Origin of the sequence: Brevundimonas sp. (assembly GCF_050729455.1) — a bacterium.
GTDB lineage: Bacteria > Pseudomonadota > Alphaproteobacteria > Caulobacterales > Caulobacteraceae > Brevundimonas.
Genome location: NZ_JBOHLI010000035.1, coordinates 12,206 through 34,247 on the forward strand (window position 1 = coordinate 12,206; position 22,042 = coordinate 34,247).

19 protein-coding genes are annotated in these 22,042 nt (G+C 68.6%); 9 read left to right on the forward strand and 10 right to left on the reverse strand.

The window, feature by feature from the left end:
- Positions 1-68: 68 nt before the first annotated feature.
- From ACREEF_RS10130 to ACREEF_RS10155, 6 genes are all read left to right on the forward strand, one after another.
- Complete coding sequence (locus ACREEF_RS10130; protein ID WP_431565460.1) at positions 69-2,249, forward strand: prolyl oligopeptidase family serine peptidase; 2,181 nt, start codon at positions 69-71, stop codon at positions 2,247-2,249.
- Positions 2,250-2,355: 106 nt separating this feature from the next.
- Complete coding sequence (locus ACREEF_RS10135) at positions 2,356-4,581, forward strand: prolyl oligopeptidase family serine peptidase (protein ID WP_431565461.1); 2,226 nt, start codon at positions 2,356-2,358, stop codon at positions 4,579-4,581.
- Between the two features lie 223 nt (positions 4,582-4,804).
- A complete protein-coding gene (locus tag ACREEF_RS10140) occupies positions 4,805-5,557 on the forward strand; it encodes a DUF1223 domain-containing protein (RefSeq protein WP_431565462.1) in 753 nt (250 codons plus the stop codon).
- A gap of 73 nt (positions 5,558-5,630) precedes the next feature.
- Complete coding sequence (locus ACREEF_RS10145; protein ID WP_431565463.1) at positions 5,631-7,595, forward strand: potassium transporter Kup; 1,965 nt, start codon at positions 5,631-5,633, stop codon at positions 7,593-7,595.
- The gene (locus ACREEF_RS10150; RefSeq protein WP_431565464.1) at positions 7,592-8,989 is read left to right on the forward strand and encodes an RsmB/NOP family class I SAM-dependent RNA methyltransferase; all 1,398 of its coding nucleotides are present in this window, start codon (positions 7,592-7,594) and stop codon (positions 8,987-8,989) included. Before ACREEF_RS10145 ends, ACREEF_RS10150 begins: the two co-directional genes overlap by 4 nt.
- Before the next feature lie 136 nt (positions 8,990-9,125).
- On the forward strand, positions 9,126-10,379 hold the full coding sequence (locus ACREEF_RS10155) for a hypothetical protein (RefSeq protein ID WP_431565465.1): 1,254 nt from the start codon (positions 9,126-9,128) through the stop codon (positions 10,377-10,379).
- Positions 10,380-10,396: 17 nt separating this feature from the next.
- On the opposite strand, the gene ACREEF_RS10160 is transcribed toward ACREEF_RS10155, so the two are convergent.
- Positions 10,397-10,819, reverse strand: coding sequence for a metallopeptidase family protein (locus ACREEF_RS10160; RefSeq protein ID WP_431565466.1), 423 nt, complete (start codon positions 10,817-10,819; stop codon positions 10,397-10,399).
- Positions 10,820-10,965: 146 nt separating this feature from the next.
- Here ACREEF_RS10160 and ACREEF_RS10165 point away from each other — a divergent pair, with 146 nt between their 5' ends.
- On the forward strand, positions 10,966-13,278 hold the full coding sequence (locus ACREEF_RS10165; RefSeq protein ID WP_431565467.1) for an ATP-binding protein: 2,313 nt from the start codon (positions 10,966-10,968) through the stop codon (positions 13,276-13,278).
- Positions 13,279-13,330: 52 nt separating this feature from the next.
- The gene (locus tag ACREEF_RS10170) at positions 13,331-14,185 is read left to right on the forward strand and encodes an HAD family hydrolase (RefSeq protein WP_431565468.1); all 855 of its coding nucleotides are present in this window, start codon (positions 13,331-13,333) and stop codon (positions 14,183-14,185) included.
- Positions 14,186-14,350: 165 nt separating this feature from the next.
- Here ACREEF_RS10170 and ACREEF_RS10175 read toward each other — a convergent pair whose 3' ends face one another.
- From ACREEF_RS10175 to ACREEF_RS10210, 8 genes are all read right to left on the reverse strand, one after another.
- Entirely contained in the window at positions 14,351-15,139 is a 789-nt protein-coding gene (locus ACREEF_RS10175; RefSeq protein ID WP_431565469.1) for a kinase, read from the reverse strand.
- Between the two features lies 1 nt (position 15,140).
- Positions 15,141-15,461 (reverse strand): 2Fe-2S iron-sulfur cluster-binding protein, encoded by a 321-nt coding sequence (locus ACREEF_RS10180; RefSeq protein WP_297933198.1) that lies wholly within the window; start codon positions 15,459-15,461, stop codon positions 15,141-15,143.
- Positions 15,462-15,573: 112 nt separating this feature from the next.
- Entirely contained in the window at positions 15,574-16,371 is a 798-nt protein-coding gene (locus ACREEF_RS10185) for a succinate dehydrogenase iron-sulfur subunit (protein ID WP_431565470.1), read from the reverse strand.
- A 12-nt stretch (positions 16,372-16,383) separates the two neighbouring features.
- On the reverse strand, positions 16,384-18,168 hold the full coding sequence (gene sdhA, locus ACREEF_RS10190) for a succinate dehydrogenase flavoprotein subunit (protein WP_431565471.1): 1,785 nt from the start codon (positions 18,166-18,168) through the stop codon (positions 16,384-16,386).
- A 7-nt stretch (positions 18,169-18,175) separates the two neighbouring features.
- Complete coding sequence (locus tag ACREEF_RS10195) at positions 18,176-18,574, reverse strand: succinate dehydrogenase, hydrophobic membrane anchor protein (RefSeq protein ID WP_431565472.1); 399 nt, start codon at positions 18,572-18,574, stop codon at positions 18,176-18,178.
- Entirely contained in the window at positions 18,571-19,032 is a 462-nt protein-coding gene (sdhC, locus tag ACREEF_RS10200) for a succinate dehydrogenase, cytochrome b556 subunit (RefSeq protein ID WP_431565473.1), read from the reverse strand. Before sdhC ends, ACREEF_RS10195 begins: the two co-directional genes overlap by 4 nt.
- 126 nt (positions 19,033-19,158) lie before the next feature.
- Complete coding sequence (locus ACREEF_RS10205) at positions 19,159-19,575, reverse strand: HIT domain-containing protein (protein WP_431565474.1); 417 nt, start codon at positions 19,573-19,575, stop codon at positions 19,159-19,161.
- Positions 19,572-20,318 carry an EcsC family protein gene (locus tag ACREEF_RS10210; protein ID WP_431565475.1) on the reverse strand — a complete coding sequence of 249 codons (747 nt, stop codon included), beginning with the start codon at positions 20,316-20,318 and terminating at the stop codon, positions 19,572-19,574. Before ACREEF_RS10210 ends, ACREEF_RS10205 begins: the two co-directional genes overlap by 4 nt.
- A gap of 141 nt (positions 20,319-20,459) precedes the next feature.
- Here ACREEF_RS10210 and mdh point away from each other — a divergent pair, with 141 nt between their 5' ends.
- Positions 20,460-21,422: a malate dehydrogenase gene (gene mdh, locus ACREEF_RS10215; protein ID WP_114817180.1), complete on the forward strand. Its 963-nt coding sequence runs from the start codon at positions 20,460-20,462 to the stop codon at positions 21,420-21,422.
- Between the two features lie 124 nt (positions 21,423-21,546).
- Here mdh and ACREEF_RS10220 read toward each other — a convergent pair.
- Positions 21,547-22,042 (reverse strand): YbjN domain-containing protein (locus tag ACREEF_RS10220; protein ID WP_431565476.1); only part of this gene is annotated, 496 nt, incomplete at its 5' end.

Below are 22,042 nucleotides of genomic sequence, written 5' to 3' on the forward strand. Positions count from 1 at the left end.
TTGCACCCGCTTGCCGCCGGCTTTTCCTCTCGCCAAGGTGCCATCAATTTTTTTGGGGAATGAAACACATGATCCGTTCGCTGGCGTCCGCCGCCGCCCTTCTTCTCGCCGCCGGAGCCGCACCCGTCGCCATGGCCCATACGTCCGACACGCCCGCCGCCGCCCCCGCCGTTAGTTCGTCCACGCCGGGCTTCGCGACCAGCGACGCGACCGACCCCTACATCTGGCTGGAAGAGGTCGAGGGCGAGCGCGCCATGGACTGGGTCAAGGCCCACAACGCGACCTCGCTGGGGACGCTGCAGGGCGACCCGCGTTACGACACCCTGCACCAGCAGGCCCTGGACATCGTCCAGTCGCGCGACCGCATCCCCTCGCCCGGCTTCACCCACGACGGCCACGTCGACAACTTCTGGCAGGACGCCGAACACGTGCGCGGCGTCTGGCGTCGCACGACGCTGGATAGCTATCGGACCGATGCGCCGACCTGGGAGACCATCCTCGACATCGACGCCCTGTCGGCCGCCGAGGGCGCCAACTGGGTCTACAAGGGCGCGACCTGCCTGCCGCCCGAAGAACGCTACTGCCTGCTGTCCCTGTCGAACGGCGGCAAGGACGCGGTGACGATCCGCGAGTTCGACAGCGTGACCAAAACCTTCGTGGACGGCGGCTTCAACCTGCCGGAATCCAAGGGCGGCGCCGCCTGGATCGACAAGGACACGGTCCTGATCTCGCGCGACTTCGGCGAGGGCTCGCTGACGGACTCGGGCTATCCGCGCACCGTGCGTCTGCTGAAGCGCGGCCAGAGCGTCGATCAGGCGGTCGAGGTCTTCGCCGGTCAGAAGACCGACGTCTCCGCCTCCGGCTACACCCTGCGCGACGCCGACGGCGTGGTGCAGGCGGTGCTGCTGAACCGCGGGATCAACTTCTACGAGAGCGAGACCTGGCGTCTGAACGCCGACGGCACGACCACCAAGCTGGAACTGCCGCTCAAGTCCAGCATCAACGCCCTGGTCGCGGGTCAGATGGTGGTGACGACCGATCAGGACTGGACCGCGCCCTCGGGCCAGGAATTCAAGACCGGCGACGTCATCGCCTGGAACCTGCAGGCCTGGCTGGCCGATCCCAGGACCCCGGCCCAGCTGGTCATCCGTCCCGGCGCGCGCGAGGCGATCGAGGGCATCAGCGCCACCCGCAATCGCCTGGTCGTGGCCCTTTATGAAAACGTGCGCGGCTCGGTCTACGTCTACGACCCGGCCGGCTGGAGCCGCACCCGTCTGGACCTGCCGCAGAACGTCACCGTCGGCGTCGGTTCGGCCTCGGAGCAGGACGACAAGATCTTCGTCAGCGTCGCCGGCTATCTGAACCCGTCCAGCCTCTATCTGGCCGACGCGGCGACGGGCGCGGTCGCCCTGACCAAGTCCCTGCCCGCCAAGTTCGACGCGACCGGGATGAAGGTGGACCAGTTCGAGGCCCGTTCGGCCGACGGCACCATGATCCCCTATTTCGTCGTCCATAAGGACGCCATGGCCATGGACGGCTCGAACCCGACGCTGCTGTACGGTTACGGCGGCTTCCAGTCGTCGCTGCTGCCCGGCTATTCGCCGACGGTCGGCAAGCTGTGGCTGGAGCGCGGCGGCGTCTATGTCATCGCCAACACCCGCGGCGGCGGCGAGTTCGGACCCAAGTGGCACCAGGCGGCCCAGCAGGAAAACCGCCAGCGCGCCCACGAAGACTTCCAGGCCGTGGCCCAGGACCTGATCGCGCGCGGCGTCACCAGCCAGCCGCATCTCGGCGTCATGGGCGGCTCGCAGGGCGGCCTCTTCATGGGGGCCATGCTGACCCAGCGCCCCGACCTGATCAATGCGGCGGTCATCCAGGTGCCCCTGTTCGACATGCTGCGCTTCCACAAGCTGCTGGCCGGCGCCAGCTGGATCGGCGAATACGGCAACCCGGACATCGCGGAACAGCGCGCCTGGATCGAGCAGTACTCGCCCTATCAGAAGCTGGCGGCGGGTCAGCCCTACCCCGAGGTCTTCATCCACACCTCGACCAAGGACGACCGCGTCCACCCGGGCCACGCCCGCAAGGCGGCGGCGCGTCTGGAGGAACTGGGCTATCCGGTGCTCTTCTATGAAAACACCGACGGCGGCCACGCGGCCGGCGCCAACCTGCGCGAAACGGCCCGCCGCATCGCGCTGGAATACACCTATCTGACGCGCCGCCTGATGGACGAACCGGCGCAGCAGTAGTCCCATCCGCCCATCTCCGTGAAAGCGGAGATGGGCGCACACCTCCTCGGCGGTTCAGTCGAAGCCCTGGATCCCCCGCTTCTGCGGGGGATGAGCGGAGAAAATCATGAAGTCCCTGTTCCTGTCCGCCGCCCTGCCGGTGCTGATCCTCGCCGCCGGGCCGGCCCTGGCCCATGCGCCCGCCGACCCGGCCGCCGTCGCCGCGACCACGCCGCCGCCGCACTTCCCGCGCGACCTGTCGCCCGAGGGGGTCAAGGCCGCCGACGATCATCTGGCGCTGGAAGCGGTGGACGGGGCCGAGGCCCGCGCCTTCGTCGCCGCCTCGAACGACAAGGCGTTGGCCGCCCTGACCGGCGACCGCCGCTACGAACCCTTCCGCCGGCAGGCCGAGGCCATTCTGACGGCCACCGACCGCATCCCCGGCGTCAGCTTCCTCGGCGAGGGTCTGGGCAATTTCTGGCAGGACGCCGCCAATCCCAAGGGCGTCTGGCGCCGCACGACCCTGGCCTCCTATCGCACCGCCCAGCCGCAGTGGGAGACCCTGCTGGACATCGACGCCCTCGCGAAATCCGAAGGCCGCGACTGGGTGTTCAAGGGCGCCAACTGCCTGGCCCCCGACGAGACCCGCTGCCTGATCAACCTGTCGGACGGCGGCAAGGACGCGGTGGTCGTGCGCGAGTTCGACCTGACCACCAAGCGTTTCGTCGATGATGGCTTCGTCATCCCCGAGGGCAAGCACCGTCTGACCTGGCTGGACCGCGACACCCTGCTGATCGCCACCGACTTCGGCACGGAGAACGGCAAGGGCACGATGACGGAGTCGGGCTATCCCTTCATCGTCAAATCCCTGAAGCGCGGCCACCCGCTGGCCCACGCGACCGAGGTCTATCGCGGCCAGCAGTCCGACGGCGGCTACGGCGTCTCGCCCATGGTCTTCCGCGACAAGGCCGGGGCGGTCGAGGCCGTCCTGTTCAGCCGCCCGCTGGACACCTTCCGCTCGGAGACGTGGGAGTTGGTCGACGGCAAGCCGGTGCAGCTGGATTTGCCGCAGCGCGTCACCCTGTATGGGGCGACTAAGGGTCTTCTGGTCCTCTCGCCGGAAGAGGACTGGAGCCGTTCGTATCTCGGTCGCCGTGTTGGGCCGGTGACCGCAGCCGGCAGTCTGCAAGCCTATCCGCTGGCCACTCTGCGTATCGGGCCTGAGATCTCGGTCTCGAACCAGGCGACCGAGATCTTCCGGCCTGCTGAACGGCAGTCGATCAGCGACGTCGCCGTGCTCGATGGCGAGGTCCTCGTCGCTATTTCCGACAATGTGGTCGGTCGCCTCGCCCGTTTCCGCAATCGCGGCGAATGGGGCTGGGCGCGCACCGACATCGCCGTGCCCGCCAACAGCGCCGTGGGCCTGGGCGACAGCTCCAAGGCCAAGGGTCAGGTCTTCGTCTCGACCCAGGGCTTCCTGACGCCGCCGACCCTCAGCCTGGCCGAAGTCTCGAGCGGGGCCCTGACCGAGCTGAAGTCGGCGTCGGCCAAGTTCGACGCCTCGACCCATGTGGTCGAGCAGTTCGAGGCGACCTCGACCGATGGCGTGAAAATTCCCTACTTCGTCACCCGTCCGAAAAACCTGGCGATGGACGGGACCGGCCCGACCATCCTGTTCGGCTACGGCGGCTTCCAGGCCAGCTTCCCGCCCGCCTACAAGCCCGAGATGGGCAAGCTGTGGCTTGAGAACGGCGGCGTCTTCGTCCAGGCCAATATCCGCGGCGGCGGCGAGTTCGGTCCCGGCTGGCACCAGGCGGCCCTGCGTGAGAACCGCCAGCGCGCCTTCGACGACTTCGCCGCCGTGGCCCGCGATCTGGAGCAGCGCAAGCTCACCAGCCCCCGCCATCTGGGCATCTACGGCCGTTCCAACGGCGGGGTCCTGACCTCGGTGTCGATCACCCAGCACCCGGAGCTGTTCAACGCGGCGGTGATCGAGAGCCCGCTGATCGACATGCTGCGCTATCAGGACCTGCCCGCCGGCGCCTCGTGGATTGGCGAATACGGCGACCCGCGCATCCCCGGCGACGCCGAATTCATCGCCCGCTATTCGGCCTATCAGCAGCTGCGGCCCGAGACGAACTACCCGCGCGTCTACATCACCACCAATACGCGCGACGACCGGGTCCACCCCGGCCACGCCCGCAAGTTCGCGGCGCGCCTGGGCGATCAGGGCCACGACCACCTCTATTTCGAGGACACGGCCGGCGGTCACTCCAACGACGCCGACCCGGTCGCCAACGCCCGCCGCTGGGCGCGGCACTACGTCTATCTGGCCCAGCAGCTAATGGACTGAGAACCCCGCGCGTCATCCCGGAAGCGGCGCAGCCGCTATCCGGGACCGCCGGGGGCGCTGACGTCGGCGTTCTGGGCGGTCCCGGCTCTACGGCCGGGATGACGATGAGGGCTCGGCGCTCAAGCGGTGAGCGACCGCGTCGCGAGCGTAGCGCCAAAAGAAGGTTTCACCCTTCACGGTTTTATGAGCGGCGTGGACGGATCGAGGGGCTAGGATCGCGAAAATGACGGCATGGAGCATCAGGACCGGGTGGATCGCGGCGGCGGTCGCGGGCGCAGGCCTGCTGACTGTCGCCGCCGCGCCGGCGCGTGAGCGGGACGCCGCGGTCCAGCCGGTGGTGGTCGAACTGTTCACCGCCCAGGGCTGCGCCGGCTGTCCCGAGGCCAACCGAGCCCTGGAGGCGGTGGCGAGCGAGCCGGGCGTCATCGCCCTGACCTACGGCGTCGACTACTGGGACTATCTGGGCTGGTCCGACACTTTCGCGCGGCCGGAGTTCGCCGCGCGGCAGCAGGCCTATCGCCAGGCGATGAGGCTGAGGAACGTCTCGACCCCGCAGGTGGTGGTGGACGGTCGGCGGCATCTGTCGGGCGCCCGCCCGCCCGAGCTTCAGGCCGCCATCGAGGCGGGGGCCGCCGATCGCCAGTGGCCGCCCGAGATCGAGTTCCGCGAGACCGGCGACCGCGTCGGCGTCGGCTCGGGCCGCCCGCCGCGCGGCGGGGCCGAGGTCATGGCCGTGGTCTATCAACCGGGCCTGCAGACGGTCGAGGTCAAACAGGGCGACAATCGCGGCCAGGCGGTGCGGCACGTCAATGTGGTGCGCCAGGTGCGCCGTCTCGGCGACTGGACCGGCCGCCCCGTCCTGTTCGCCCTTCCGGCCGATTCCGCCTCTGAAGACAATGTTGTAGTCCTGGTTCAGTCCAAGCTGGACCGTCGCATTCTTTCGGCCGCCCGGCGGGCGGAACCGAGGGCCGATTGAACCGCTGACGGAAAGCGGCTAAAGGCCCGCCGCTCTTGATGGGCGCGCTCTCCGCGCGACCCGGAGGTTATGCATGGCCGGGGACACACCCCGCGGCGACGCTCAGTCCGCCGCAAACGCTTCCGAAAAGTCGAACGCCCAGAATCCGTCGCCGCCCAATCACGGCGCCGGTCACGGCAAGGCGACCCATCGCGCCCTGATTCTGGGCGCCATCGGCGTGGTCTTCGGCGACATCGGCACCAGTCCGATCTACGCCCTGCGCGAGGCCATCGGCCACGCCCAGAAGGGCGTCGGCGGCGAACTGGCCATCATCGGCGTGGTCTCCCTGGCCTTCTGGGCCCTGATGATCGTGGTGACGTTCAAATACGTCATGTTCCTGATGCGGGCGGACAACAAGGGCGAGGGCGGCACCCTGTCGCTCATGGCCCTGGCCCAGCACGCGGTGGGACGACGCAGCGCCTGGCTGTTCATTCTCGGCGTCTGCGGCGCCGCTCTCTTCTACGCCGACGGCGTCATCACCCCGGCCATTTCGGTGTTGTCGGCGGTCGAGGGCCTGAAGGACGCGCCGGGTCTGAACGGCGAGCTGGACCCCTTCATCCTGCCGATCTCGGCGGGCATTCTCATCGTCCTCTTCCTGTTCCAGTCGCGCGGCACCGCCGGCCTGGCCCGGTTCTTCGGTCCCATCACCGCCGTCTGGTTCCTCAGCCTGGGCGTGCTGGGGCTGACGCACATCTTCGACGATCTCTCGATCCTGCGCGCCCTGTCGCCGACCTATGGGGTCGAGCTGCTGCTCAAGGACGGTTTCCTCGGCTTCGTCATCCTGGGCAGCGTCTTCCTGGCCGTCACGGGGGCCGAGGCCCTCTATGCGGACATGGGCCACTTCGGCAAGGCGCCGATCCGCCAGGGCTGGCTCTATGTCGTCCTGCCCTGCCTGACGCTGAACTATCTGGGCCAGGGCGCCTTCCTGCTGGACAACCCCGGAGCGGCCGACAACCCGTTCTGGAACATGGTGCCGCAGATGGTCTACTGGCCCATGCTGATCCTGGCCACGGCGGCGACCGTCATCGCCAGCCAGGCGGTCATCACCGGCGCCTTCTCGGTGACGCAACAGGCGGTCCAGCTGGGCCTGCTGCCGCGCATCGACATCCGCAACACCTCCGAGACCCTGGCCGGCCAGATCTATGTCCCGGCGGTCAACAGCCTGCTGATGATCGGCGTGCTCTTCCTGCTGCTGACCTTCCAGTCGTCGCACAATCTGACGGCGGCCTATGGCGTGGCGGTGACCGGCACCATGCTGGTCAACACCCTGATGGCCTGGTCGGTGGTGACCAAGAAGTGGAAGTGGCCGATGTGGGCGGTGCTGGGCACCCTGGTCCCGTTCGGCTTCATCGACGGCGTCTTCCTGACCTCCAACCTGCTCAAGATTCCGGACGGGGCCTGGATGCCGCTGGTGTTGGGCGGCGGTCTGGTGCTGATCATGTGGACCTGGGTGCGCGGCACCCAGATCCTGACCGAGAAGACCCACAAGGACAGCCTGCCCCTGGGCGATCTGATCGAGATGCTGAAGGCCCGTCCGCCGCACCGGGCGCCGGGCACGGCCATCTTCCTGACCTCGGACCCCGAGGTCGCGCCGGTGGCCCTGATGCACAATCTCAAGCACAACAAGGTGCTGCACGAGAAGAACGTCATCCTGACGGTTCACACGGCCGACCGGCCGCGCGTGCCCGACGATCAGCGCGTGTCCATGGAGCCGATCAGCGACGACTTCAAACGGCTGACCATCACCTACGGCTTCATGGAGACGCCGAACGTGCCGCGCGCGCTTGGTCTGTGCCGCAAGCAGGGACTGAAGTTCGACATCATGTCGACCAGCTTCTTCCTCGGCCGTCGCTCGGTGGTCGCCTCGGCGCGTCAGGGCATGCCGCTGTGGCAGGACAAGCTGTTCATCTTCCTGATGCGCAACGCCGCCAATCCGACAGACTTCTTCCATATCCCGCCCGGCCGCGTGGTCGAACTGGGCACGCAGGTCTCCGTATGAGTGGTGGAACGCCCAAGGGCAAAAGCTCGGCCGCGCGCGGTCGTCGCATGGCTGAAAAGGCGCGTGGACCGCGTCGTGAAGCCCAGCCCCGGGTAGTCGCCGACGATCCGCACGCTGACATCGGCGTCGATGCGCGTCTGGTCGCCGGCATCCTGCTGAACGCCGCCCTGGAGAAGCGCACCGGTCTGGACGAGGCTCTGGGCCAGTCGCCGGCCAGGGACCTGCCCGGTCCCGACCGCGCCTTCGCCCGCGCCACGGCCATGGCCGCCCTGCGCCGCCTGGGCGAGATCGACCAGATCCTGGATCGCCGCCTGCAGAAGGCCCCGCCGGCCCCGGTGCGCACCATCCTGCGCATCGCCCTGGCCCAGACCCTGGTGCTGGAGACGCCCGCCTTCGCCGCCGTCTCGACGGCAGTGAAACTGGCCGAGCGCGACGCCAAGACCCGCCCCTACAAGAACCTGGTCAACGCCGTCCTGCGCGGCGTCGACCGCGACGGTCCCGGCCTGACCACGGCGGAATCCAACCTGCCCGACTGGCTGGCCGCGCGCTGGAAGGCGACCTATGGCGAGGCCGCGCTGCTGGGTCTGGCCCTGGCCACCCGCGACGAACCCGCGACCGACCTCAGCGCCAAGCCGGGCGTCGATCTGGCCGGCCTGGCCCAGGACGTCGAGGGCGAAGTCCTGCCCGGCGGCACGGTCCGCACCGGCAAGCGCGGCGACGTGGCCGGCTGGCCCGGCTTCGAGGCCGGCGACTGGTGGGTGCAGGACGCCGCCGCCGCCGTCCCGGCCCGCCTGCTGGGGGTGAAGCCCGGCGAGACCGCCCTGGATATGTGCGCCGCGCCCGGCGGCAAGACGCTGCAGCTGGTCGCCGCCGGCGCCGAGGTCGTCGCCGTGGACCGCTCGGCGGCGCGCCTGAAGCGCCTGCGTCAGAATTTCGACCGCACCGGCCTGCCGGTCGAGGTCGTCGCCGTCCCGGTCGAGGACTGGGAGGACGACCGCACCTTCGACGCCGTCCTGCTGGACGCGCCCTGCACCGCCACCGGCACCTATCGCCGCAACCCCGAAGTCCTGCGCGCCACCCGCCCCGCCGAGGTCGCCAAGCTGGCCGACGTGCAGCACCGCCTGCTGGACGTGGCAGCGGACAAGGTGAAGCCGGGCGGACGTCTGGTCTATTGCGTCTGCTCGCTGGAACGCGAGGAGGGCGAAACCCAGGTCATCGCCTTCCTGCGCCGCAACCCGGCCTTCCGCACCGTCCCCGCCGTCCCGGCCGAGATCGGCGCGCCGGACGAGGCCCTGACCCCCGAAGGCTGGCTGCGCATCCTGCCCTCGCAATGGGCGGAGCGCGGCGGCGTGGACGGCTTCTTCGTCGCCAAGCTGGAGCGGATCGAGGGTTAGGGCAGCAGCCGAATGGCGTCCGCGTCATCACGACGGATGACACGGTTCGACCGAATGGCTAAGCTTGGGTTCGATCTCGCGATGGGCCTGAATTTATACTGGATCGCTTTCCCAATTCAGCAGGATTCGCCTCGGTATGAAATTGATGATCGCGGCCCTGGCCGCCCTCGCCTGCACCGCCGGCGGGGCCTTTGCGCAGGACAAGACCCCAGAAGAAGTCGCCGCCGCTGAGGCCGCATCGGCCGCCCGAGCGTCGGCCTTGCTGGAGGCCAACACCCGGCCGATCGCCTTTGACGGCGGCCTGTCCGGCCCCGGCGCCGACTTCCTCCGCGACCAGACGCAGAAGGCCCAGTTCGTCCTGCTGGGTGAGAGCCATAACGATCACGACACCCCCCTGTTCACCGGGGCGCTGTTCGACAGTCTGCGGGACTGGCGCGCTTTCGACACCCTGGTGGTGGAGATCGATCCGGTCGCCGTCGACACGCTGAAACAGCCCGCTAATCGCGGCAAGGCCGAGGCGGCGGCCGATCTCGCCCGGCGCTATCCCAACCATATCGGCTTCGCCTCGGACCAGGATCTGGAACTGATGGCCCATGCGACGGGTGTGGCCGACCTGTGGGGCGTCGAACAGGTGCAGAGCGCCCAACCGCTTCTGGAAGAACTGGCGGGCCTTGCGCCCAATGATGCCGTGCGCGGTCAGGTCGAGACCCTGCTGGCCCAGGTGAAATCGCTTGAGACGCGGCGCGATCAGTTCGGGGCCTTCCTCTACGGGGACGCGGAAACCCTGCCCCGGCTCCAGGCGCTGACGACAGCCTTTGCCGCCGAGCCTGAATCGAGGGCGGCCTTCCTGCTGGAGACGGTGACGACCTCGGCTGAAATCTATTCCTACTACCGCCGCGCACGGGCGGGCGAGCCGGTCGGCCTGTTCAACAACACCGTACGCGAGGCGCTGATGAAGCGCCTGTTCCTGCGCCAATATCGGGCCGCCGAGGCCGCCGGCCGCACGCCACGCGCTTTGTTCAAGATGGGCGCCTTGCATATGTACCGGGGGCGCAACCCAAATCAGGCCTTCCCGATCGGCAACTTCGTCCACGAGTTCGCCATCAGCAACGAGACCGAGGCTTACGGCGTCTATGTCCAGGCGCTGGGCGAGGATTATGCGGATGTCAGAGACCTGCCCTCGTGGATGGCGCCCCTGGTGTCCAGGCCGGATCAGCCGGTCGTGATCGACCTGCGCGCGCTGCAGCCGAGCGCCAAGTTGTTCGTCGATCAGGTGCCGGTCGAGCAACGGCCGGCCTTGCGTGACTTCATTTACGGCTTTGACGCTCTGGTGATCCTGCCGAACAGCCGCAAGGCGAGCTTTGATCGCACGGGCTTCCCCGCGCGCTAGACCACGCGGCGGCCGCCTCAGTCCTCGTCGTCCTCGATGTCGTGGATCTGGTCGTCGTCGAGGCCGAGGTGGTGGCCGATCTCGTGGATCAGGACGTGGGCGATGATCTCGGCCAGGCCGACGTCGCCGCGCTCGCACCATTCGTCGAGGATGGGACGGCGGTAGAGGAAGATGCGCGACGGCTCTGCCGCCGGGCCCATGGCGTCGCGTTCGCCGATGTGGACGCCGGAATAGAGGCCGGTCAGGTCGAACGGGTCCTCGATTTCCAGATCGGCCAGGGTCTCGTCGTCGGCGAAGTCGTCGACGCGGATGACGACCTCGCCGGCCGCTTGGCGGAACAGGTCGGGCAGGGCGGCGAAGGCGGCTTCGGCCAGGCGGGCGAAGTCGTCGAGGGAGGGGGCGGACTGGTCGTTCCACGCCGGGTTCAGGGTTTGGCTCATGGCCTGGATATCGCCCGCCCGCCGCCGCGCCGCAATCGGCTGTCTCGCCGCATCGCAAATCGCGCAATCAGGGTATGGTAAATGCGAATCGGTCGGTGCCCCGTGCGGGTCCGGTTGTTTCGATCGACGAATTTTCCGGGGACAGGATGGCCGAGGCCGACATCGCCTATGTGGCCACTGCGGGGGCGGCGGGTCTGGCGCTGGCGATCAGCGCCTGGGCCTGGCGGCTGCGTAAGCGGCTGGGCGCGCGCGAGGCCGAGGTCGAGGCCTGGCTGGCGGGCGAGCGCGCCCAGGCCGCCGCCTGCGAGGGCGCCCTGAACGTCTTTGATGACGTGCGGCTGGCCCTGACGCCCGAGGGCGAGGCCCAGTCGGTGTTCGGCGCGCCCGAGGCCCTGGCGGTGCTCGCCCCCGGTCGCGAAGGCGCGGCGGCGGCCGAGGCCATCGTGCGGGCGCTGAACGAAACCCACACCGGACACATGGACGGCCTGGTCCATAGGGGCGAGCCGTTCGAGACCCTGCTGGAATCCGCCGACGGCGCCTGGGCGGTCGAGGGCCGCGCCCTGGGCGGTTCGGTCTGGCTGCGGCTGTCGAAGCTGGGCGGGGCCGAGACCGCCGCCGACGCCGGCCTGGGCGCCCTGGCCGAGGCCTCGCCCGCCCCGACCTGGGTGGTGGACGGGGCCGGACAGTTGATCTGGGCCAACAAGGCCTGGCTGAACGAGGTGCGGGCGGAGACTCTGGCCGAGGCCCACGAGGCCGGACTCAGCTTTGATCGCGGCGCCGACCTCATCGTGGCCGAGGCCTCGCGCCTGAACGCCCGACAGGACGGCTTCCGCTGGGTCTCGTCGGACGGCCGGCGCAAGGCCTGGCGCATCCTGGCCGAGCCCCTGGCCGGTGGACGCGGCGCCGTCATCGCCTTCGCCATCGACATGACCGAGGCCGAGGAGACGCGCGACACCCTGCGCCGCCACGTCGAGGCTCATGACGAGACGCTGAACCATCTGGCCGACGCCGTGGCCATCTTCGGTCCGGCCAAGCGGCTGGCCTTCCACAACACCGCCTTCCAGTCGCTGTTCGCCATCGACCCGGCCTGGCTGGACGAGCGCCCGACCCACGCCGAACTGCTGGACCGCCTGCGCCAGAAGCGCCAGCTGCCCGAGGTCGTCGACTACGCCGGGTGGAAGGCGCGCGAGCTGGAATTCTATGGCGCGGCCACAGCCTCGCCCGACGACAGCTGGTCCCTGCCCGACGGGCGGACCCTGCGCGTGGTGCGCCAGCCGCATCCCCTGGGCGGCATCCTGCTGATCTTCTCGGACATCACCGACGAGTTGCAGCTGCGCAGCCGCTACAACGCCCAGATCCAGGTCCAGACGGCGACGCTGGACAAGCTGAACGACGCGGTGGCCGTGTTCGGCTCGGACGGGCGGTTGCGGCTCAACAACGACGCCTTTGAGAGCTTCTGGGGCGTGTCCGCGGAACGGCTGGCCGAGGCCGGGGATTTCGACGCCGTGGCGGCTCTGTGCCGCCCGGTGCTGGACGACGCCGCCCTGTGGCTGGGGTTGAAGGCGCGCGTCGCCGATCCTGATCCCGAAAGCCGCGTGCCGATCTCGGGCGAGGGACGCACCGACGACGACCGCGTGGTGGCCTGGCAGACCCGTCCCCTGCCCGACGGCGCCACGCTGGTGGCCTTCTCCGACGTCACCGCCCGGCGCGAGCTGGAACAGGCCCTGGCGGCCAAGGAGGCCGCTCTGGCCGAGAGCCAGGCGCTGAAGCGCGAGTTCGTCGGCAGCGTGTCGTATGAGTTGCGCACCCCCCTGACCACCATCGTCGGCTATTCCGAACTGCTGGAGGCCATGGGCGACCTGCCCGAGCGCAGCCGCCAGCACGCCGGGGCCATCCGCGTGGCCGCCAGCCATCTGGCGCGCTCGATCGACGACGTTCTGGACATGGCCCAGATCGACGCCGGCGAGATGGAGCTGGCGCTCGGCGATATGCGCGTCTGCGACCTGCTGGAAGCCGCCGCCGACAAGGTGCGGGCCAAGGTCGAGGGGCGCGGCGCCGTCCTGACCGTCGCCTGCCCGCCCCGGCTGAAGCCGATCCGCGCCGACGCCCGCCGCATCGGTCAGGCCGTCGATCACCTGCTGGAAAACGCCTGCCGCGCCGTGTCCGAGGGCGGGGCCGTGACCCTGACCGCCGAGGTCGGGCCGGGCGAGGTGCGCATCCGGGTCGAGGACACCGGCCGCGGCATCCCCTATCACCTGCAGGCCCACGTCTTCGACCGTTTCGTGCGGCGCGAGCGCGGCGGGCCGGGCGTGGCCCTGGCCCTGGTCAAGGCCCTGGTGGAGCTGCACGGCGGTTGGGCCGAGGTCCAGTCCGAACCAGGCAAGGGCGCCGCCTTCATCCTGCACCTGCCGGTCGAGGCGACGGCGCCGACGGCGGCTCCGGAACTGCTGCTGGGCTGATGTTCGCCGGATGTCGTGCTAGAGGGCTTGTCCAAGCCTTCAGGACGCTCTCATGGCCGACACCACCCGCCCCCTGCTCAAGACCGCCATCATCTATGATTTCGACGGCACCCTGGCGCGGGGCAATATGCAGGAGGTCAGCTTCATTCCCTCGATCGGGATGACGCCGGCCCAGTTCTGGAACGAGACCGTCCGTCCACGGACCATCGCGTCCGACGGCGACGGCATCCTGATGTATATGCAGATGATGCTGCTGGCCGCGCGCGAGCAGGGTTCGCCGGTGACGCGCCAGACGCTGCGCGACCACGGCCGCGACGTGGCCCTGTTCGAAGGTCTGCGCGACGGCAGCTGGTTCGACCGCATGAACGCCTTCGGCGCCCAGTACGGGCTGGAGATCGAGCACTACATCATCTCGGCCGGGCTGGAGGAGATGATCCAGGGCTGCCCCATCGCCGGGGCCTTCACCCACGTCTTCGCCTCGAAATACGCCTATGACGCCGACGAGGTGGCCGTCTGGCCGGCGGTCGGCGTCAACTACACCACCAAGACCCAGTACCTGTTCCGCATCAACAAGGGCGTGCACAACCACTGGGACGACGAGCGCATCAACCGCTTCATCCCGGACGAGGAACGCCCCATCCCCTTCGACCGGATGATCTTCCTCGGCGACGGGGACACCGACGTGCCGACCATGAAGATGATGCACACCAAGGGCGGCTTCTCGATCGCCGTCTATGACCCCGACAACACCCCGCGCGACCACAATAAGATCCACCGCCTGATCTCGGAGGACCGGGTCAACTTCGTCGCCGAGGGCGACTATCGCGAGGGCACGCCGGTCGACCTGATCGTCAAGGGCCTGATCGGCCGCATCGCCGTCAACTATGTGCGGATGCCGGCGGACTAAGGCGGGAACCTATCACCGCTCATCCCGGCGAAGGCCGGGATCCAGATTGTAAGTCGCGCCGCATGTTCTAGGCGGCGCAAGTTCACCCTTCAAAATTCCTGCTTCGCCATGTGATCTGGATCCCGGCCTTCGCCGGGATGAGCGGGTTGGGGGTGATGCCCGGATCTAGGGCCTTAGGGTGCGATCACTATCCAACTGGACCGTTACATCCGCTCGCACGCCGCCGGCCAGCATATGGCGGGTGATGCGCTCGAAGGCCTGAATGAAGACGGCCAGTTCGGCGCGACGCTCGGGCGGCAGGTCAACGGGCGCCAGTCCCATCAACTCCGCCTCCTGCTCGCAGCGCCAGTCCAGCACGGCCTCGAACGACGGCGCCTTCAGGAACAGGACGGCGTCGAAACGAGCGAAGGCCTGGGCGTAGGGGCGGGCCAGTTCGGCGTTAACGACGCGGCGCCAGACCCCCTGCCCGTCCTGCTCGCGCTCGAGGGCGTTGATCGGGGCGGCGAGGTCGGCCTCGGCCTGCGCCGTCGCCCCCAGACACCAGCCGTCGACCAGCACCGCCGTCGGGCGGCCCGTGAATACCGGCCAGTCGGCCTCGGGGCGGCGGTCGTCAGTCAGCTTGTCGAAGGACGGCAGCGGCGTGCGGCTGTCGGGTCCAGCGGCGCGCAAGGCGGCGACGGTTGCGGCCAGCAGGCCCAGGTCATGCGTGCCGGGCGGACCGCGCACGGCGAACAGAGGATGGAGCACCCTACCCTTCGCCTCGCGCTCGGCTTTCGTCAGATAGACGTCGTCCAGCGACAGGTGCGCCGCGTCCAGGCGTTCGGCGGCGGCGCGAGCCAGGGTGGTTTTGCCCGACCCCTGCGCCCCGGCGATCCCGATCAGCGGGATATGGTCGGGTCGAGCGTGAGCGGCGACCAGAGACCCGACCGCGTCCAGCAGCCGGGCGTCGATCATCTCAGTGCTGGCTTTGCGGCAGGCGCACGATCAGGCCGTCCAGATCGTCGCTGACGCGGATCTGGCAGGACAGGCGGCTGTTCGGCTCGACGTTCTCGGCGAAGTCGAGCATGGACTCCTCCATGGCCGAGGGGCGGCCGGTCTCGGCGGCGAAATTCTCGTCGACATAGACGTGGCAGGTGGCGCAGGCGCAGGCGCCGCCGCAGTCGGCGTCGATGCCAGGCACATTGTTGCGGATCGCGCCTTCCATGACGGAAAGGCCGTTCTTGACCTCGACCGTGTGCTCGGTGCCGTCGTGCTCGATGTAGGTGATCTTGGCCATGCAGGCGTCTTAGCCTCGCCTGCGAAGGAGGCAAGCCCCGGCGCGCGGCGGGCATGAAAAACCCCCGGAGCCTGACGGCGCCGGGGGCTGTTCGGATGGCAAGGTTGAAGGCTTAGGCCGCCGTGCGCTTGCGGCTCGGCGCGACCATCAGCTTCTTGGTCTCGGCGATCGCCTTGGCCGGGTTCAGACCCTTGGGGCAGACCTGGGCGCAGTTCATGATCGTGTGGCAGCGATACAGCTTGAAGGGGTCCTCGAGGTCGTCGAGGCGCTTCTGGGTCGCGTCGTCGCGGCTGTCCGAGATCCAGCGGTAGGACTGCAGCAGGGCCGCCGGGCCGAGGTACTCTTCCTGGTTCCACCAGTAGCTGGGGCAGGAGGTCGAGCAGCAGGCGCACAGGATGCACTCGTACAGGCCGTCCAGCTTCTCGCGGTCGGCGGGCGACTGCAGGCGCTCCGTCTCCGGGTCCGGCTCGTCGGACTGCAGGTAGGGCTGGATCGAGTCGTACTGGGCGTAGAACAGCGACAGGTCCGTCACCAGGTCCTTGACCACCGGCTGGTGGGGCAGGGGGGCGATGGTGATGTTGTGCGACGAGCACTCGTCCATGCCCTTGGTGCAGGCCAGGGTGTTGCGGCCGTCGATGTTCATCGAGCACGAGCCGCAGATGCCTTCACGGCACGAGCGACGGAAGGACAGGGTCGGGTCGATCTCGTTCTTGATGTGGATCAGGGCGTCCAGAAGCATGGGGCCGTGATCGTCGGACGAGACCTCGAAGCTGTCCCAGCGCGGATCGGAATCCACCTCGGGGTCATAGCGATAGACCTTGTAGGTCTTGACGTTCTTGGCGCCGGCCGGGGCCTTGTGGACCTTGCCGTTCGAGGGCTTGGAGCCGCGCGGGAGGGTGAGTTGAACCATCTGCCTGCGCCCTTAGTAAACCCGAGCCTTGGGCTCGATGTAGGAGACGTCGTCGGTCATCGTGTACTTGTGCACCGGACGGTAATCGATCTGGACGCCTTCGCCCGGACGCTTCCACGCCAGGGTGTGCTTCATCCAGTTGACGTCGTCGCGGTCCGGATAGTCCTCGCGAGCGTGGGCGCCGCGCGATTCCGTGCGGTTGGCCGCGCCTTCGATGGTGACCAGGGCCTGAGCGATCAGGTTGTCGTACTCCAGCGTCTCCATCAGATCCGTGTTCCAGATCAGGCCGCGGTCCGTCGTCTTGATGTCCGAACCGGCGGCGTCGATCGAGCGCAGCTTCTGGACGCCTTCGTCCAGGGTCTTGCCGGTGCGGAAGACGGCGGCGTCCGACTGCATGGCGCGCTGCATCTCAAGACGCAGGTGGGCGGTCGGGGTCGAACCCGAGGCGTTGCGGAAGCGGTCCAGGCGCGCCAGGTGCTCGTCGGTCTGGGCCTTGGAGGCCGAGGGCACGGCCGAGTTCTTGTCGACGACCTCGCCGCAGCGCAAGCCGACGGCGCGGCCGAACACGACCAGGTCGGTCAGCGAGTTGGAGCCCAGACGGTTGGCGCCGTGCACCGAGACGCAGGCCGCTTCGCCCACGGCCATCAGGCCCGGAACCACGCTGTCGGGGTTGCCGTCGCGCAGCGTCAGGACTTCGCCGTGATAGTTCGTGGGGATGCCGCCCATGTTGTAGTGGACGGTCGGCAGGACCGGGATCGGCTCCTTGGTCACGTCGACGCCGGCGAAGATCTTGGCCGACTCCGAGATGCCCGGCAGGCGCTGGTGCAGGATCTTGGGATCCAGGTGGTCCAGGTGCAGGAAGATGTGGTCCTTGTTCGGACCCACGCCGCGGCCTTCGCGGATTTCGATGGTCATGGAGCGCGAAACCATGTCGCGCGGGGCCAGGTCCTTCACGGTCGGCGCATAGCGCTCCATGAAGCGCTCGCCTTCCGAGTTGGTCAGGTAGCCGCCTTCACCGCGGGCGCCCTCGGTGATGAGGCAGCCGGCGCCATAGATGCCGGTCGGGTGGAACTGCACGAACTCCATGTCCTGCAGGGGCAGGCCGGCGCGCAGCACCATGGCGTTGCCGTCGCCGGTGCAGGTGTGGGCCGAGGTGGCCGAGAAGTAGGCGCGGCCGTAACCGCCGGTCGCCAGCACCACCATCTTGGCGCGGAACTGGTGCATCTGGCCGGTGTCGAGCTGCAGGGCGGTGACGCCGGTGCAGGCGCCGTCCTGCATGATCAGGTCCAGGGCGAAGTATTCGACGAAGAACTTCACCTCGCGGCGGACCGACTGGCCGTACAGGGTGTGCAGGATGGCGTGACCGGTGCGGTCGGCGGCCGCGCAGGTGCGCTGCACCGGGCCTTCGCCGAAGTTGCGGGTCATGCCGCCGAAGGCGCGCTGGTAGATCTTGCCTTCTTCGGTGCGCGAGAAGGGCACGCCCCAGTGTTCCAGCTCGTAAACGGCCTTGGGCGCGTTACGGACCAGGTATTCGATGGCGTCCTGGTCGCCCAGCCAGTCCGACCCCTTGACGGTGTCGTACATGTGCCACTGCCAGCTGTCCTCGCCCATGTTGCCCAGCGAGGCCGAGATGCCGCCCTGGGCGGCAACCGTGTGCGAGCGGGTCGGGAAGACCTTGGTGACGCAGGCGACCTTCAGGCCCTGCTGAGCGGCGCCGAGGGCCGCGCGCAGGCCGGAACCGCCCGCGCCGACGACGACGACGTCGTATTCGTGATCGATAAGCTCGTAAGCAGCCATGACGGGATCAGACTCCGGCGGGCAGCGGGGCGGAGCCCATCGCCACACGCACGATGAAGAAGATGCTGGCGGCGGCCAGCACGAGGAAGACCAGGTTCGACAGGTTGATCAGGGTCGTCCGGGCCGAGGGCGTCGGGACGTAGTCCTCGATGATGACCTTCCAGGCCAGGCTGGCGAACAGGAAGAAGACGATGGCGGTCAGGCCCAGCAGGCCGGCGTTCAGGGCGTTGCCGAACCAGGCGAGCACGGCCTCGTAGCCGGCGCCGGCCAGGGTGAAGCCCGACGACAGGACCCACAGGCCCAGCGGCATCAGGGCCGCCAACGCCAGCTTCTCGATCTTCCACTCGCCGGCGCCGTGGCGCTCGGAGATCTTCACATTGTTCTTGAACTTGGGGGCGGCGCTCACAGCGAAACCTTTCCGGCGGCGAACAGGACGACCCAGAACAGGACGGCCAGGACCAGGGGGCCCCAGACGGCGATGTTGGCCATCAGATTGGCGGACTTCAGATCAAGGCCCTTGCCGGCGTCGTTGATCAGGTGGCGGGCGCCGTTCAGCAGGAAGGAGAACAGGACCAGCGTCAGGCCGAACCAGACGAAGAGGCCGAAGGGCGAGGCCGAGCAGGCCAGGAGCTTGGCGTAGGCGTCAGGCCCGGCGGCGACGGCCGCGACCCAGGTCAGCAGCAGGACGGCGCCGACGGTGGCCGCGCCGATGGTGACCCGGAACAGGATGGAGGCCGTCATCGTAATGTGCCACCGCCAGACGTCGGTGAAGGGCGACATCGGCGCGACATGGCCGTTGGGATGGCGGACATAGCGGTTGGTCTGGCCGCTGGCGTCGCTCGCATCCTTGGGATGGTTCGGCATTGCGAATGATTCTCAAAAAACCTGTGGAAAAACAGGGCCGGTTGCAGTGCGATAGGCTTTAGTGACCGCAAAGGCCGGGTGTCAACGAACCCGGGCGGATAAGCGCCGCTGATCGCATTTTCCTGATCAGGCCTCGCGAATCGCTCGCAACAAGGCCGTCAAATCGTCTTCGGACAGACGGACCGCGCCCGGACGGCCCCAGATTGGGTCGGGCCACAGGCCGTCGTCGCGGCGGCGGCCCACAACATGAATGTGAAGTTGGCGGGTGACATTGCCCAGGGCCGCGGTGTTCAGCTTGTCGACGGGGCGGCCCGCCGCCTGGCCCAGGGCGCGGATCAGTTGGCCCGCCCGCACCATCTCTTCCATCAGGGCCGCGCGCTGTTCCGGCGTCAGGTCGTCCAGCTCGACCGCGCCCGCCACGCGGGGCAGCAGGATCAGCCAGGGGAAGCGGGCGTCGTCCTGCAGCCGGACCTGGCACAGGGGCCAGTCGCCGGCGAAGACGGAGCCGGCCTCGAAAGCGGGATCAGCGGTAAACTCGGTCATGTCAGATGCTCGTCCTCGAACCAGCGCAGGCGATAGGCGTTCATCGCCGTCGTCGCCAGCCGCGTCGTCAGCCGCCAGTTGACCACGGCCCCGACCGGCGCGCCGATGACCGGGATCAGCTGCGCCAGCTTGGCCAGGTCGATGTAGTCCCGGTACTCCAGCTGGAACTTGCGCCAGTCGAAGTCCTGGATGCGTTCGGGCTGGTGCAGGCCCTTGCCCGCCGCCTCCAGCGCGGCCAGGGCCTCGGGCCGGTGCCTGGCGCTGGAAAAGGCCATCTGGAAGATACGCAGCAGGAAGAGGCGCTCGCTCAGATCCTTGCCCGAATGGCCGTACAGGGCGCCGATCTCGAACAATAGCTTGACCTTGATGGCCAGAAGGGCCGGAAAATCCGCCGCCGCCAGCAGGAAGCCGCCCGCCCCCGCCACCCCGCCCTCGACGCTGGCCGTGGTGCGGTAGAAGTCGACGCGGGTCTGGATCAGTTCCTCGCGTTCGCGCAGGCTGCCGTGGGTCAGGGGCTTGGCCGTGGTCCAGTCGGCGCCGGTCATGATGCCGCGCGTCGTCAGCTCGACGCCGGAGGTCACCACCTGGTGCACCCGCTCTGGGATGATCCGGTTGATCCGGTCCTGGGTCGCCCGCGTGGCCATGTCCCACAGGCCGGGACGGCGCAGCTGGCGTTCGCGCCAGGCCTCGGCCTCGGCCAGGACCCGCGCCTCATAGTGTCGATCGTCGTCCGCGGCGGTCATGACGCCCTCTGTGTTCAGGCGACCCTCGCAGGGGCCGACCAAAGGCGCAACGCCCGACGCTTGCTCCCGCTCCGCTGCGGGTCTAGACCGCCCGCCATCGAGTACCGTTTCGCACACGCAACATCGACTGGAGAGACCTGAATGGCTCGCGCGAAGATCGCCCTTATCGGCGCCGGCATGATCGGCGGAACCCTGGCCCACGTGGCCGCGCGCGAAGCGCTGGGCGACGTCATCCTGTTCGACATCGCCGAAGGCACGCCGCAAGGCAAAGCCCTCGACATCGCCGAGGCCTCGGCCGTCTTCGGTCAGGACGTGGCCCTGAAGGGCGCCAACGACTACGCCGACATCGCGGGCGCCGACGTCTGCATCGTCACCGCCGGCGTGCCGCGCAAGCCGGGCATGAGCCGCGACGACCTGATCGGCATCAACCTCAAGGTCATGAAGGCCGTCGGCGAGGGCATCAAGCAGCACGCCCCCAACGCCTTCGTCATCTGCATTACCAACCCGCTCGACGCCATGGTCTGGGCCCTGCAGAAGTTCTCGGGCCTGCCCAAGGAGAAGGTCGTCGGCATGGCCGGCGTGCTGGATTCGGCGCGCTTCGCCTACTTCCTGGCTGAAAAGACCGGCGTCTCGGTGCAGGACATCCACGCCTGGACCCTGGGCGGTCACGGCGACGACATGGTGCCGATGGTGCGCCACTCGACCGTGGGCGGCCTGCCGCTGCCGGACGCCGTCGCCGCCGGCTTCCTGTCGCAAGCCGACCTGGACGCCATCGTCGAGCGCACCCGCAAGGGCGGCGGCGAGATCGTGGCCCTGCTGAAGACCGGCTCGGCCTTCTACGCCCCGGCCGAAAGCGCGATTGCGATGGCCAAGTCCTACCTGCTGGACCAGAAGCGCGTTCTGCCCTGCGCCGTCTGGCTGTCGGGCGAGTACGGCCTGTCCGACCTCTACGTCGGCGTCCCGGCCCTGATCGGCGCCGCCGGCGTCGAGAAGATCGTCGAGTTCACCACCAACGACGACGAGAAGGCCATGTTCGCCAAGTCGGTCGAGTCGGTGAACGGCCTGATCCAGGCCTGTAAGGACATTGAACCCTCGCTGGCCTAACGCCGGCGAGAAGGGCGCTATCGCTCGGCTCGCGGAGCCTCGCTGATTGAGCGCATGAGCGTCTGAATGTGAAGGGGTCGTGCTGGAAGGCGCGACCCCTTTTTCGTGCATCCGCTCGACAGGATCAGCGCGACGGCGTTGGCAGGGTCGCGGCGCCTTCGACGAAATAGCCGACGTGCAGAGCGAAGACGGGCAGCAGGCTGCGCCAGATGGCGACGCTGTCGGTCAGCTGCGACGGGCCGATGCCGTTCAGCAGCACCACGTCCTGCTGGAAAATGGCGGCGCCGTCCGTTCGTCCGCCCGAGGGGGCCTCGTAGAAGGCTTTGGTGAAGCGGCGCTCGGCGTTCCAGGCGTTGACCCTGTCCAGCGTCACCTGCGGATTGCTGAAGCCGGCGCCGAACTGCAGATCGCCGCAGACCTGATTTTCGCAGCTGTTGAAGGTAACGGTCCAGGCTAGGTCCGCGCCTTCGCGCACCTGGACGTAGGGCTGGTCGCCGCCTTGAATCTCGCCGACGGTCAGGCCCTGGGCCTTCAGCCAGTCAACCACGGCGGCGACGGGCAGGCCGGTCGGCGCGGGCGTCGCCGCCGCGGCGGGCGCCGGCGCGGCCGGGGTCTGGGCC